This window comes from Geodermatophilus sp. URMC 62, from assembly GCF_052931475.1.
Genome location: NZ_JBRFHY010000001.1, coordinates 4,031,922 through 4,045,655, shown reverse-complemented (window position 1 = coordinate 4,045,655; position 13,734 = coordinate 4,031,922). Strand labels below are relative to the sequence as shown.

Here is a 13,734-nt window from a genome sequence, read left to right as displayed (position 1 = left end):
GGCGGAGATCGGTGGGCGGTGGGGCTCGGAAATCTGCGCGGACCGGCGCCCATGCCCGGGTGGGTGTCAGCGGCCTGCTGCCGGACTGCGGTGCGGGTCACATGTCAGACCGCGGAGCGCAGGACGTCAAGGCCCCGAGAACACCGCCGGCCGCCGTCCGGAGGCCGCCATCAACCCGGGTTGATGCAGAGGGGGAGAACCGACGGATCGGACGTCGCTCGATCCGCCCCGGAGCGGTGCCCTGGGCAACGCGTACCGCCGCTTTGTGATCCACGTCACGTTCGGCTGCGGTGGGCGTCCTCGGCCCGCCCCAGGCCTTCCAGGTTGCCGATCAGGGCGTCCAGCACGAGGTTGACCGCCTCCTCGGGCAGGTCACCGAGCACGGCGAACTGCCGCGCCGCGGCCAGCGGAGCGAGCTCGTCGACCAGGGCCGAGCCGCCGGCCGTCAGCCGGTACCGCGTCGTCGGCCCGCCATCGACGGCCGCCCGCTGGATGAGCCCGCGCTCCACCAGCGTCTGGACCGAACGGCTGATGCCTGCCTTGTCGACTGCGCACCGGTGGCTCAGCTCGGCCACGGTGGACTCGGCATCGTCCAGTGCCCTGATGACGCGCAGGTCCGTCCGCCGCAGGCCGTGCGGCAGTTGCACGGCCGCGGCCGTGGACCGTTGGGTGAGCTCACCGATGCGGCCGAGCCGGACCATGACCAGCCGGTCCAGGCCGATCGACGCGAGCTGCCGCGACGACTGCCGCCCGTCATCGGGGCGCTCGCCGGAGGGATCGCCCGACGGCCCGCGCCCGAACCTCTTGTGCGCGGCCTGGGCGGTCACCCCGAGGGCCGAACCGACGTCCGCCCAGGTGGCCCCCAGCTGGACCGCCTCCCGGACCGCGGTGGCCCGGCGGCTCTCCACCGCGGCCACGCAAGCGCGCAGCAGCGCGGTGTGCGTGGCCACCCGTTGCAGCGCGTCCTGCCGGCCACGGTCGTCGGCGGGGAGGCCCGGGACCTGGTCGGTGGGGAGCTCGGATGCCACCATGCGCCCAGCTCACCACCGTGCCGGCCCGGACGACACCCGCCGGTGCACTCGGCCTCGCGGAGCACGCCCCGTCGTGGACGCCGCTTTGTACGCTGGGTACATTGCCGCGGATGCAGGCTGCCGTTCTGACCCGGTTCCTCAGCGGTCTGGGTCCCACGGGTGACGTCGACCCGTCGCTCGTCCTCCAGGACCCGGGCGACTCCGCGCCGGACGGGGCACGGCAATGGGCCGCCGAGGTGGCCCGCCGCAGTGCCGACGTCATCCTGGCGTCGATGCCGCCGGCCGAGGTCGAGGTCTTCGCGACGCGACTCCCCCGGGCGATCAGCCGGCACCTGGTCTTCCTGCTCGGGTACCTCGGTGGGAACCGCACGGCGTTCCGGCTGAGCCCGGACCAGACCTCCCTGATCGCGCAGATGGCCCAGACGGCTCAGCCGTACAGCCTGTTCGTCCGGGGCCTGCGCACCGTGCAGCGCGAGGTCACCGACTCACTGCTCGCACGCCTGGACCACCACCGGCCCGCCGGTGAGCGCACCGCCTTGATCCGTGCTCTGGTCCCGGAGGTGACCGCCCACTTCGACGACAGCGTCGAGGCGATGATCACCGCCTACCTGAACGAGCGGCAGCGGCTGATGGCGCAGGAGGTGTCCAGCCGTCAGCGCACCATCGCGGCCCTGGTGGCCGGCGACCGGGTGTCGGCCGAGGTGGCCCGAGGCGTGCTCGGGTTCGAGCTCGACCAGCACCACCTGGCACTGCTGCTCTGGTCGCCCGGTCACGTCGAGCCGGGGCTGGAACCGCACACCGGCCTGGCACGGGCGGCCACCGCGGCCGCCGAGGCCCTGCTGTGCCGACCCCCGCTGACCCTCCTGTCCGACGCAGGCGTCCTGTGGTGCTGGCTCAGCCGGCCGGCACCGTTCGGGGCCGATCACGTCCAGGTGCTGGCCGGGGCGGCCCGCGGCCCGGACGTCCACGTGGCCATCGGCGTGCCGGCGCACGGTCCGGCCGGCTTCCGGCGCAGCCACCTCGCTGCACGGGACGCCCATCAGGTGGCGGTCGGCTCCGGGAACCGGGCAGTGACCGCCTACCGCGACGTCGGCCTGATCGCCCTGCTCGCCACCGACCCGGAGCGGGCGCACTGGTTCGTGCACGAGGAACTCGGCGCCCTGGCTGCCACGGACCCGAAGACCGCCGACCTGCGCACCACCGCCCTGCGCTACCTCGACTGCGGGGCGAACCTGCTCGACACGGCGGCGGCGCTGCACCTGCACCGCAACACCGTCGTCTACCGCCTCAAGAAGGTCGCCGGCCTGCTGGGCCGCGCGCTGGACGATCGGCCCCTGGAGACCCACGCAGCCCTCGCCCTGCACGCCGCGACGGGCCCGTGACCGCACACGACCGAGTGCCGGGCTGACCCGGGGGACTTTGTGCGCCGAGCACAAACCCGAGACCAGACCTTGGGTGTGCGGGCCGACGACGACGGAACGCGTCCGACGGATAGTGGTGCAGGTACGGGTGACCCGACGTCCAGCGGACGGGTCGACGCAGAGTCGCGCGAGGAGTTCCCATGACCGACACCGCAGGAGCCCAGACCGCCACGGCCCTGCCGGCCGAACCGATGGCGGCGCTGGTGAAGACCAGGATCAGCCACATGGGCACGTCCGTGGACAGCACGGACGACGCCCCCCGCAACCCCTACCTCGAGGGCCCGTTCGCCCCGGTGTCGCAGGAGGTGACGCTCACGGACCTGCAGGTCACCGGAACCATCCCGCCGGAGCTCAACGGCCGCTTCCTGCGCGTCGGCTCGAACCCCAACCCGATCGACCCCGAGGACCCGGTCACCTACAACTGGTTCACCGGCACCGGCATGACCTTCGGCGTCCGGCTGCGCGAGGGCCGCGCCGAGTGGTACCGCAACCGGTTCGTCCGCGACGACGTCATCAGCCCCAGCCTCGGCGTCCCGCGTCTGCCCGGCCCGGACCAGCTGGCCCGCCGCGAGCCCTACCGGGACAAGAAGGGCCCGCGTTACATCGACGGCAACGTCAGCAACACCTCCGTGTTCGCCGTCGCGGGCCGGACCTACGCCTTCGCCGAGGCCGGCGTCCTCCCGATCGAGCTCAGCTACGAGTTGGAGAGCGTCGCCAGGTCGAACTTCGACGGCACGCTGGAGGGGTCGTGGACCGGCCACCCGCACCGTGACCCGGACACGGACGAACTGCACGGCGTCGCCTACTACTGGCAGTGGGACCACGCGAGTTACCAGGTGCTGGGCACCGACGGCAAGATCAAGAAGAAGATCGACGTGCCGGTGCACGGCCGGCCCACCATCCACGATGTGGCGATCACCGGCAGATACGCGGTCTTCCTCGACGGACCGCTGAACTTCAGCGACGTGCAGCACGGCAAGGGCTACGAGTTCCCGTGGGTCTGGGACCTGGAGTACCCGACGCGCTGGGCTGTCGTGCCCCGCGACGGGGAGAGCAAGGACGTCCGGTGGTGCGAGAGCGACAACACCGCCGTCTTCCACATCCTCAACGGCTACGACCTGCCCGACGGGCGCATCGTGGTCGACGCGGTCAGCTACCCGAAGCTGTTCGTCGACGACTTCGCCGGCCCGACCGACACCAAGGGCCAGCTGCACCGTTACACCCTCGACCCGGCGACCGGCAGGACCGCCGTCGAGCCTCTGGACGACCGCGCTCAGGAGATGCCCCGGCTCGACGAGCGGCTGATCGGCAAGCAGCACCGCTACGGCTACTTCACCGGCCGACGCGGCACGTCGGCGATCATCAAGCAGGACCTGGTGGCCCGCAGCTCCGAGGCCTTCGAGCACGGCCCTGGCCGGATCGGCATCGAGTCGGTGTTCATCCCCCGCGAGGGCAGCACCGCCGAGGACGACGGCTACCTGATGACCCACGTCATCGACATGCCCAGCCAGTCCAGCGAGGTGCTCATCCTGCACGCCCAGGACATGCAGAGCGGCCCGATCGCCCGGGTGCACATCCCGCACCGGCCGAACACCGGCTTCCACGGCAACTGGATCCCCGACGCCGACCTGCAGCAGGCCAACGGCTGATGACCTCCACCAGCGAGCTGCCCGACGAGGTCCTGGCAGAGCTCCGCCGGATCGGCCGGACGTTCACGCCGGAGTCGATCGACGCCGTCCGGCAGCTCCTCGCCCCGCTGCACGAGGCCCGGGCGTTCCGCGCGCCCCGGGTGGACCGCGACCTCACCTACGGACGCGACGCCCGGCACCGGCTCGACGTCCACACCACCGACGACGGACCGCCGGGGCGCCCGGTCCTGCTCTTCGTGCACGGTGGCGGGTTCGTCGGCGGGGACAAGACCGACCCGGTGCTGCCGTACTACGACCACCTCGGTGGCTGGGCGGTGCGCCACGGAATGGTCGCGGTCACCATGACCTACCGCCTCGCGCCGGCGCACCAGTGGCCGGCTGCGGCCGAGGACATCGCGGCCGCGCTGGCCTGGACCCGCGAGCACGTCGCCGACCTCGGCGGCGACCCGGACCGGATCGTGCTCGCCGGCCAGTCCGCCGGCGCAGCCCACGTGGCGTCCTTCCTTGCCGGCCACGGCGGCAGCGGCGCCGAGACCCTGGCCGGAGCGGTTCTGCTGTCGGGGATCTACGACCCGCCGACGGCCGAGCACAACGTGATGCTCGAGGCGTACTACGGCAGCGACCCGGCCGCGTTCGCCGGCCGGTCGGCGCTGGCCGCGCTGGCGAGGTCGGACCTGCCGATGCTGTTCGGGGTGGCCGAGCTCGACCTCCCGGACTTCCACCACCAGGCCGCCGTCCTCCTCGACGCGGTGCGTCAGGAGCGGGGTGTCCTGCCGCTCTTCGTGACGGTCCCCGACCACACGCACCTGTCCGAGATCCTCGCCCTCGGCCTGGACGAGGACGCCTTCGGAGCGGTGTTCGCCCGGTTCGTCCACGGGGCGACGACCAGCCGCCGATCCGCTCCCGCCTGATCCTCCTCGTCCGATCGCCGCCGATCCGCTCATCGGCGGCGATCGGACGACGTGTCCGCTCGGGCGACCGGATCGATGACGGCCAGGACCGCCGTGCCGTCGCCGTCCCCGATCAGGCCGGAGGGGCGGGGACCGGTGCCACCGTCGTGGACCCGCCCCCGGAGAGCCACTCGGCGAGCGTGAGCGCCGCATGCGTCGCGAGCTGCCGCTCGCCCAGCTCCCGACCCAGGAGGCGCTCGGCCTTCAGAAGGCGGGAAGAACGTGGGCAACGTGACCGTGAGTGCCACCAGTGCCGTCCCGGTAGGACGCCGACGTCGGATCGGCTGGTGGTCCATGACGGTGCCCGCGCTCCTGATCGCCGCTTATGCCGTCTTCTTCCTGGTGGGCACGCCGCCTGGCGACCCCCACGTGAAGGCCTCCATCGTGGGAACGCCCTGGGGCATCATCCACGTGCTGGGCAGCCTCGTGGCGATGGCCATCGGTCCGTTCCAGTTCCTCGACAGCGTGCGTCGCCGGCGGCCGCTGCTCCACCGCTACCTGGGCCGCCTCTACCTGTTCGGCGTCGCGACGGGCGGTGTCGGAGCACTCTGGGTCGCCAAGGAGGCGCTGTCCTACCCGGTCGGCGACCTCGGGTTCGCCTTGCTCGCCGCCGCGTGGCTGACCACCGGCTGGCTCGGTTACCGGTCGATCCGCCACAGGGACGTCCGGCAGCACAGGCGGTGGATGGTCCGCAACTATGCGCTCACCTATGCAGCCGTGATGCTGCGCTGGCAGCTGCCGCTCCTCATCGTGCTGGGCCTGTCCCCCGCGCTGGCTCTGACGGTCACGGGCTTCAGCGCATGGCTGCCCAACCTCCTCTTCGCCGAATGGTGGCTGCGCCGCCGCACCGCAACCGCGTCCGTCGGACCCCGGGCATCTGCTCCCGCCCTCAGCTGAACCGGCCCGCCCCCGTCCGAGGCCGCCGAGCACCCTGGCACCCAGCAACTCGAGGGGGAGTTCCATGACCATCGACTACGACACCCTCTTCCTCGGCGGCGAGCGGGTGCCGCCCTCATCTTCGGCGCGCCGACCCGGTCCCCGGGGACGGCGAGCAGCCCTACGAGGTGTCGGCCGCCGGCATCGACCACGCCGACACCCACCACCGGCTGTCGTGCACCTGACCTGACGAGCATCGTGCGGGCGAGCCCCGCGCTGCACGGCGGTGCGAGGTCGCCGACGGTTCCCGCGTCGCTCTCAGAGAGCCGTCACGGCTGAGCGCCCGGGCCGCCGACCGTCCCGACGGCACGCCGCAGCTCCCGTGCGCTGCAGCCGTACGCCGTGCGAAAGGCACGGGAGAAGTGGGACGGCGAGGTGAACCCGGCCATGGCCGCGATGTGCGCGATCGTCAAGCGCGCCCGCGCCGGATCGAGGAGGAGCTCCCTGGCTCGCCGTATCCGCTCCTCGGAGATGACCTGGCCGACCGTGGCCGAGTGGTCGGCGAAGACCCGCGCGAGGTGCCGCTCACTGATGCCGACCGCCCGGGACACCTGGCGGACCGACAGCTTGGGGTCGGTCACGTTCCTCCGGATGTGCTCCCGCGCAGACAGCCAGTAGGCCGCCGAGGAACCACCCGCGCCGCTCACGATGAGGCTGAACAGGTCCAGCGCCTGCGCCTCCAGGGAGGAGGCGCGCGCAGGATCCTCACTCAGTGGCTCCCGGGAATGGCTCAGCACCGCTCGGATGTGCGCCTCGAGGCCGGGACTGTCCGCCCCGCGGATGATCACGGGGTGTCGGACGACGTCCCGCCCGTGCCGGTCGGCGTACACGTCACTGTCGACCCGGACGATCAGCTGGTGGATCCCTCGCGGGATGCCGTAGACGTACGGGCTGTCCGAGTCGTACAGCACCGCGTCACCCCGCGACACGAGGTCTGCGCCGCCGGAGTGGTACACGAAGGCCTCGCCGGCGAGGAGTATGCACAGGAACTTGGTCCCCGTGGGCGTGCTCCGGATGAGCTCGGGTGTCCGCTCGATGATGTGGTCGTTGCTGGACATCTCGGTGATCTGCAGGCGCTCGCCGAGGGCGGTGCTGTGCACCCTGGCCTCCAGGCCCGCGTCGGCGAAGGTCCGGAAGTCCAGCTTGGTGAACCAGCGGCGGCTGTACTCCTCCCACAGGGGGAGCCTGAGCTCTGCTGCGACGCTCGCCGTCGAGAAGGAGCCCCGCGCGGCACCGGCCGTCGTCCCGAGGTGTGCGGGAACTGACCGCATCGTCGGTCCTCCCATGTCATGGCCGGCACGGACAGTGCGCCGGTCGTGGCGCACGCGGAGGACCTCATGGTGACACGGAGCACCCGCGGCTCGGTTCGTCTCCGACCGGCGCGACCGGGTGCAGCTCTTGACGTGGGCGGACGACCTCCTCGCCAGATCCGGACGCCTCGGTGCGCGGCGCCGGTCGCACGTCGATCCTCGGTTCCACGTGTTCGGGCGCCGGCAGTCGTCCTCTGGGCGCGACGCCTGGAGAGCCAGGACCGAGGAGAGGAGACCGACAGATGCGGCTCGAGGGAAAGGTCGCCGTCGTCACCGGAGGTGGGTCCGGCATCGGACTGGCCTCGGTACGCCGGTTCGTCGCCGAGGGCGCGCGAGTGGTGGCCCTCGACCGCAACGTCGACCGCCTCGCGGAGGAGTTCGGCGGCTCGGACGCGGTCGTCCCCCTCGCCGGTGACGTCACCCGCAGTGCCGACTCCGACGCGGCGGTCGCGCGGGCCGTCGAGGAGTTCGGCCGGCTGGACGTCCTGGTGACCGCAGCGGGCATCGCCCAGCCCAGCAGCCAGCGGACCACCGAGTTCGGCGGCGACATCACCGACATCACCGACGAGGACTTCGCCGAGGTGGTGGAGGTCAACCTGCACGGCACCTTCTACGCCCTGCGGGCGGCGGTCCCGGCCATGCGGCGCAACGGCGCCGAGGGTGGGTCGATCGTGACCCTCTCCAGCGTGGGCGCCCTCAGCATCCAGGCGCTGGTCCTGCCGTACCCGGCGTCGAAGGCAGGGGTGCTGGGCATGACGCGCGCCGCCGCTGCTCGGCTGGCTCCGGACAACATCCGCGTCAACGCAGTCGCCCCCGGAGCGACCGACACCCCGATGCTCGCGCTCAACGGCGAGCAGGCGCGACAGCTGATCGTCGACCTGGCTCCGCTCAAGCGGATGGCCTCGGCCGACGAGATGGCGAACACCGTCCTGTTCCTGGCCAGCGACGAGGCCTCCTTCTTCACCGGCCAGACGCTGTCCCCCAACGGCGGATTGGTCTGACCGTCACGCAGCAGACCTCTCACCGTCTCCCGGATCACAGCGGGGTGACGAAGGGGCCACGAGCGGTACCCGCACGTCGAGCCCGGCTCGAGAAGGATGCGCATCGTCCCGGGACCCGTCACCCCGGCAGGGAGCGGGGGCGGACCACCCACCCACGACGGAGAGGAACACCCATGGAGATGACGGATCCGACAGCGGTCGGCTTGGACGAGCAGCGGCTCCGCCGGCTCGTCGAGACGATCCAGCGCGACGTCGAGACCGGGTTCTACGACGGTGCACAGATCGCGGTCGGCCGGGCCGGCCACCTGGTCGTCAACGAGGCCGTCGGCTTCGCCGACCGGTCGCAGCAGCGGCCGCTGCAGACCGACGACGTGCTGGTCCCGTTCTCGATCAGCAAGCAGCTGACCGTGGCGACGGTCCTGGCCTTCGTCGAGCGCGGACTGCTGTCCCTCACCACCCCGGTCGCCGACGTCCTGCCCGACTTCGGATCCCGCGGGAAGGGCAACGTCACGCTCTTCCACCTGCTGACGCACACCGGCGGCGTGCTCGCCGACGTCCCCATGCTCCCGGTCGAGGACATCATCTCCCTCGAGCGCTTCACGGCCTACGTGTGCGCGTCGGCGCCCGAGGCGCCGGCCGGCCAGCGGGTGCTCTACTCCAAGCTCGCCGCGCACGCGGTGATGGCCTCGATGCTGGTGGCGGTGGACCCCGCGAAGCGCTCGTTCGACGTGATTGTGGCCGAGGAGGTCCTCCAGCCGCTCGGCATGACCAGCACGACGCTCGGGCCTCCGCCGAGTGACCGCTACCTCGCGCCCGTGGTGGCCCGCTACCGGCATCCCGCGGGCATGTTCACCGTCGAGGGCATCGAGGGCTCGGCCCACCTGATCACGGCGCCCGGCTCCCAGATGCCCGGCGCGGGCTACACGACGACCGCCGAGGACTTCTACCGGTTCGCCGACCTGCTCCGGGCCGGTGGGGTACGGGGCGGCCACCGCCTGCTCTCCCCCGCCATGATCGAGTTGGCCACCCGCAACCACACGGGCGAGATGCCGAACTCCCTGCTGGACTACGCGCTGCAGATGCGCAACTGGTTGCCGTGGCCGGCGTACCACGGCCTCGGGTTCTTCGTCCGGGGCGACGCGCTCACTCCCGGCCCGCTGCCCAACCTCGGCAGCACGGGCACGTTCGGCGGGTGGGGCGCCGGCACGTCGTGCTTCTGGGTCGACCCGGCGCGAGACGTCTGCTTCGTGCTCATCACGGTCGGCTCGCTGGAGGACTCCGACCATCTGCCACGGACCCAGCGCCTGGGCGACATCGTGCTCGGTGCGGTCGCCGACTGACCAGCCGGGAACACCGCTGCCAGGGCCGGCCCGCGCGACGGCGTGCGCGCCGGCCGACCCTGGCGGCAGCGGAGCCGCTGACTGCCGGGGCCATACGACAGCCTCTGCACGAGCACACGTGCGGCGGACCGGCCGTGCCGCCGTCGCCGGCGAGCGCGGTGCGCGCCGTGACCGGTCCGTCGTCGTGGGTCGTCGGATCGAGTGCTGCGGCACCTGGACGCTCGTCGCCTCAGCCCCACCGGCATGCGTGCTGTGCAGATCACCCGCTTCGGCGGCCCCGAGGTCATGGACGTCGTCGTCCTCCACGACCCGACGCCTACCGACGGTCAGACCCGGGACGCCCCTCGAACACGGGTCGGGCAGGATCGGTCCCCAGGTGACCGCCATCATCGCCACGTCCTCGAGACGTCACCTCCGGGCGAACCAGGGAGCGAGTGCTGCCACATGGCTGACATGACCGTGCAGGAACGCAACAAGGAACTCGTCCGCCAGTTCGTCACCACGATGGTGAACGACCGCAATCCCGAGAAGGCCGCCGAGCTCATCGGTGATCGCTACATCTCGCACGCTCACGGGGTCGCCGACGGGCGTGAGGCGTTCATCCGGAGCCTGCACGACGACTTCCTCGACCCCTTTCCCCATGCCCACGTCGACATCAAGCGCCTGATCGCCGAGGACGACCTCGTGGTCTGCCACTCCCATCTCGTGCTCGACCCGACGAACCCGAACGACCGGGGCTCTGCGCAGTTCGACATGCTCAGGGTGGACGAGACCGGGATCGTCGAGCACTGGGTCGCCTGGACGGCGATCCCGGACACTGATCCCGTCAACACGAACACCATGTTCTGAGTCAGCCGACTCCCCTCCGGGCGCCGGCCAGCGCCCTGGGGCGACCGCGCCTGCCACCGCGTCGTACGGGCGGTACTCGGACGAGCCGGTGGCCGATCGCAGAGGAACCCACTCACCGAAGATGGTGGGCAAGCCACAGGTGGGTCACGCCGTCGGGCACACAGCTGCTCTCGTCGCCGGCGAGGTGAGCGGGGAGCTCCTGCACGTGCCCGGGCACGTGCAGGAGCTCCCCGCGGAGGCCCATAGCCTGCCCCCATGCGTGCTGTGCAGATCACCGAGTTCGGTGGTCCCGAGGTCCTGACCGTCGTCGACCTGCCCGAACCCGTTCCCGGGGACGGCGAGCAGCTGTACGAGGTGAGCTCGGCAGGAGTCAACTTCGCAGACACCCACCACCACGTGTCGTCCAACTGACCCGGGAGGCTGACCCACGTCCCCCACGGGGAGGCGTCCCTGGAGAGACGGCTCGCCCGCCGGGACCTCGGTCACGACCACCTCGGCCACCTCCGCGTCCCCACCGGAGAGCCCGTCGGCCCGCTCGTGCTCGTCGTGGAAGGCCAGCCAGCGCATCCCGAGGGCCTCGCGCTGCTCGTCGTCGACGGCCTCCGTGAACGGAGGGAAGAAGTCCGTCTCCTCCTCGCTCATGTGGTCGGCGTTGACCTGCCGCACGGTGTGCACCGCCTCCCACCAGTCCTCGCTGCCGACCTCGTGCTCCTCGACGGCGGCCGCAGCGTGCCGGATCTCGTTGTGGTCGTGCACGCCCTCCGCCGTCTCCTGCTCGCCGTCGGCCTCCTGGGCGAGCAGCGGGTAGAACAGCTGCTCCTCGGCGACGGCGTGCACCTCCAGCTCGGCGTGCAGGGCCTCCCACGCGGCGGCGAGCTCTCGACCGGACAGGTCCTCGAGCGCTGAGAACTCCCGCCGGAAGACCTCGTGCTCGGCCAGGACCAGGGCGGTGATCTCGAAGTCGGACACGCCGCACCGCTCACCCGTACCGACTGCCCGGTGGGCCTGAGTGGCAGACACGTGTCGACGTGCTCGGTCCCGCACACCGCCGACGTCGAGCCTGTCAAAGCGCCTGGGCTACTACGCCCGGCGCTCTACTCACACACGGCCAGATGGACGGCCCGTCAGCCGAGGACGGTGCTGACCAGCAGGTAGCCGTTGAGCCCGATGATCAGTGCGGCGACCACCGAGCCGGTGAGCGTGGTGATCCGGCGGTTGACCCAGCCGCCCATCAGGTCCCGGCGGGAGGTGAGCCAGAGCAGCGGTACCAGCGCGAACGGGATGCCGAAGCAGAGCACGACCTGCGACCAGACCAGCGCCGTGGTCGGGTCCCCGCCCAGGCCGAGCACCAGCAGGGCGGGGGCCAGGGTGATCAGCCGGCGGGCCAGCACCGGGATGTGCCGGCGCAGGAACCCGGCCATCACCACCTGACCGGCGTGCGTGCCCACCGAGGAGGCGGCGAAGCCCGAGGCGAGCAGGGCGAGGGCGAAGGCCAGGGCCGCCCCGCTGCCGAGCTGCTCGCCGAGGCCGGCGTGCACCCTCTCCAGGGAGGAGATGGCCGGGTCGCCGGTGAACAGCTGCGCGGCGATGACCAGCATCGCGGCGTTGACCAGGCCGGCCAGGCCCATGGCCAGCAGCACGTCCAGCCGCTGCGCGCGCAGCAGCCGGCTGCGTCCCTGCTGGGTCTTCCCGGCGGTGACCGCGTCGCCGTACCGGCCCGGCGTGAGCGCGGAGTGCACGTAGATGACGTGCGGCATGACGGTGGCGCCGAGGATGCCGGTGGCCAGCAGCAGGCTGTCGGTGCCGGCGAAGCCGGGCACCAGCCCGGCGGCGACCCCGCCGGCGTCGACCCCGGACCCGACCAGGGCGTAGGCGAAGCCGCCGCCGATGACCAGCAGCAGCCCGGTGATGACCCGCTCGAACGGCCGGTGCCCGCGGGACTGGGCGGCCAGCAGCACGAACGCCACCACGGCGGTGATCACCCCGCCGGCCGGCAGCGGAACCCCGAACAGCAGGTACAGCGCAACCGCCCCGCCCACGATCTCGGCCAGGTCGGTGGCGACCGCGACCGCCTCGGCCTGCGCCCACAGCCCCCAGACCACCGGTCGGGGCAGCCGCTCGCGGCAGCAGGTGGCCAGGTCACGGCCGGTGGCCAGGCCCAGCTTGGCGGTCAGCGACTGGATCAGCATCGCCATCAGGTTCGCCGCCACGATCACCCACAGCAGCGTGTAGCCGAAGGAGGCGCCGCCGGAGAAGTTGGTCGCGAAGTTGCCGGGGTCGACGTAGGCCACCGCGGCGACGAACGCCGGCCCCAGCAGCGGCCACAGCCGGCGCTTGGTGGCGGGTGTCGCGGCGGGCCGGCTGCCGACGATCGTCGTGGACAGCACGGCGGCCTCGGTATTGGACAGGTACACGGCGACCTCGCGATCGGGGGACGTGCTACGGCTGCTGGGGCTTCGCTGCACCGAGGAGATCGCGCACTGCGGCGACCTCGGCGTCGTCGACGCCGTGCTCGGGGGCCTCGTGGATGCGCAGGGTGACGGCCGCACCCATGGCTTCGAAGAGCGACGCGGTCTGGCGTACGCGCTGCGGCGGCACCCACTCGTCCGACCGGCTGCTGCTCAGCAGCACAGGGACGCCGGGCATCCTGCCGTGCACCGTCCGTAACAGGTCGTCGGGACCGATGTACCCACCGGTCAACAGCGCAACGGCGGCGACGGGCCGAGGGCTCCGGACGAGGAACTCGGCAAGGAGGCATGCCCCCTGGGAGAACCCGATCAGCACCGTCCGACCGAGCGGGATCCCGGCCGCCTCCACTGCCTCCAGCGTGCGGTCGAGGGCCCGGAGTGCATTGCCGAGCCACGGCTCGTTCTCGCTGACGGGGTCCATGAACCGGCCCGGGTACCAGCTGCTGTCCGCTGCAGCCGGGTAGACGCGGCACACGTCGGGCATCCCGACCCGCTCCGCGACGTCGGCCATGAAGTCCGGGTCCTGGCCTCGGCCGTGGACGAGCACCGCCGCAAGAGCCGCGCGGTCGGGCGACGGCCCGTCCCAGCGGAGGGGGGTCGCGAGGTGCGGGTTGTCGGGCCCGGTCATGCCCGCTCGATCCGCGTCCGGACGGTCTGGAGCGGGCGGTGGTGATGGGTGGGAGTCACTCGGGATTCCGATCGTGTGCGCAGGACACCGCCCGGAGGACGCGCGGGCGGTTGGGCACCAGCAGGTGGCTCGGGTCAGGTGGCACACGGCC

Annotated in this window: 12 protein-coding genes; 7 read left to right on the top strand and 5 right to left on the bottom strand. The window is 72.0% G+C overall.

The window, feature by feature from the left end:
• Window positions 1-275: 275 nt before the first annotated feature.
• The gene (locus ACU616_RS19575) at window positions 276-1,031 is read right to left on the bottom strand and encodes a MarR family winged helix-turn-helix transcriptional regulator (protein ID WP_446760083.1); all 756 of its coding nucleotides are present in this window, start codon (window positions 1,029-1,031) and stop codon (window positions 276-278) included.
• A 110-nt stretch (window positions 1,032-1,141) separates the two neighbouring features.
• Here ACU616_RS19575 and ACU616_RS19570 point away from each other — a divergent pair, with 110 nt between their 5' ends.
• The 4 genes from ACU616_RS19570 (at window position 1,142) to ACU616_RS19555 (ending at window position 5,948) form a co-directional block, all read left to right on the top strand.
• Window positions 1,142-2,413 carry a PucR family transcriptional regulator gene (locus tag ACU616_RS19570; protein ID WP_446760082.1) on the top strand — a complete coding sequence of 424 codons (1,272 nt, stop codon included), beginning with the start codon at window positions 1,142-1,144 and terminating at the stop codon, window positions 2,411-2,413.
• A 179-nt stretch (window positions 2,414-2,592) separates the two neighbouring features.
• Window positions 2,593-4,101 (top strand): carotenoid oxygenase family protein, encoded by a 1,509-nt coding sequence (locus ACU616_RS19565; protein ID WP_446760081.1) that lies wholly within the window; start codon window positions 2,593-2,595, stop codon window positions 4,099-4,101.
• The gene (locus tag ACU616_RS19560) at window positions 4,101-5,012 is read left to right on the top strand and encodes an alpha/beta hydrolase (protein WP_446760080.1); all 912 of its coding nucleotides are present in this window, start codon (window positions 4,101-4,103) and stop codon (window positions 5,010-5,012) included. Before ACU616_RS19565 ends, ACU616_RS19560 begins: the two co-directional genes overlap by 1 nt.
• A 333-nt stretch (window positions 5,013-5,345) precedes the next feature.
• On the top strand, window positions 5,346-5,948 hold the full coding sequence (locus tag ACU616_RS19555; protein ID WP_446760079.1) for a DUF2306 domain-containing protein: 603 nt from the start codon (window positions 5,346-5,348) through the stop codon (window positions 5,946-5,948).
• 308 nt (window positions 5,949-6,256) lie between these two features.
• Here ACU616_RS19555 and ACU616_RS19550 read toward each other — a convergent pair whose 3' ends face one another.
• Window positions 6,257-7,258, bottom strand: coding sequence for an AraC family transcriptional regulator (locus tag ACU616_RS19550; protein WP_446760078.1), 1,002 nt, complete (start codon window positions 7,256-7,258; stop codon window positions 6,257-6,259).
• 281 nt (window positions 7,259-7,539) lie between these two features.
• On the opposite strand from ACU616_RS19550, the gene ACU616_RS19545 reads away from it, so the two are divergent.
• The 3 genes from ACU616_RS19545 (at window position 7,540) to ACU616_RS19535 (ending at window position 10,487) form a co-directional block, all read left to right on the top strand.
• Window positions 7,540-8,298: an SDR family NAD(P)-dependent oxidoreductase gene (locus ACU616_RS19545; RefSeq protein ID WP_446760077.1), complete on the top strand. Its 759-nt coding sequence runs from the start codon at window positions 7,540-7,542 to the stop codon at window positions 8,296-8,298.
• Between the two features lie 179 nt (window positions 8,299-8,477).
• Window positions 8,478-9,638: a serine hydrolase domain-containing protein gene (locus ACU616_RS19540; protein WP_446760076.1), complete on the top strand. Its 1,161-nt coding sequence runs from the start codon at window positions 8,478-8,480 to the stop codon at window positions 9,636-9,638.
• A 252-nt stretch (window positions 9,639-9,890) separates the two neighbouring features.
• Complete coding sequence (locus ACU616_RS19535) at window positions 9,891-10,487, top strand: nuclear transport factor 2 family protein (RefSeq protein ID WP_446760075.1); 597 nt, start codon at window positions 9,891-9,893, stop codon at window positions 10,485-10,487.
• Between the two features lie 144 nt (window positions 10,488-10,631).
• On the opposite strand, the gene ACU616_RS19530 is transcribed toward ACU616_RS19535, so the two are convergent.
• The 3 genes from ACU616_RS19530 to ACU616_RS19520 form a co-directional block, all read right to left on the bottom strand.
• Window positions 10,632-11,456, bottom strand: a complete 825-nt coding sequence (locus ACU616_RS19530) for a hemerythrin domain-containing protein (RefSeq protein WP_446760074.1) — start codon at window positions 11,454-11,456, stop codon at window positions 10,632-10,634.
• A 155-nt stretch (window positions 11,457-11,611) separates the two neighbouring features.
• Window positions 11,612-12,901 (bottom strand): Nramp family divalent metal transporter, encoded by a 1,290-nt coding sequence (locus ACU616_RS19525; protein WP_446760073.1) that lies wholly within the window; start codon window positions 12,899-12,901, stop codon window positions 11,612-11,614.
• Window positions 12,902-12,926: 25 nt separating this feature from the next.
• Window positions 12,927-13,583 carry an alpha/beta hydrolase gene (locus ACU616_RS19520; protein ID WP_446760072.1) on the bottom strand — a complete coding sequence of 219 codons (657 nt, stop codon included), beginning with the start codon at window positions 13,581-13,583 and terminating at the stop codon, window positions 12,927-12,929.
• Between the last annotated feature and the right edge of the window lie 151 nt (window positions 13,584-13,734).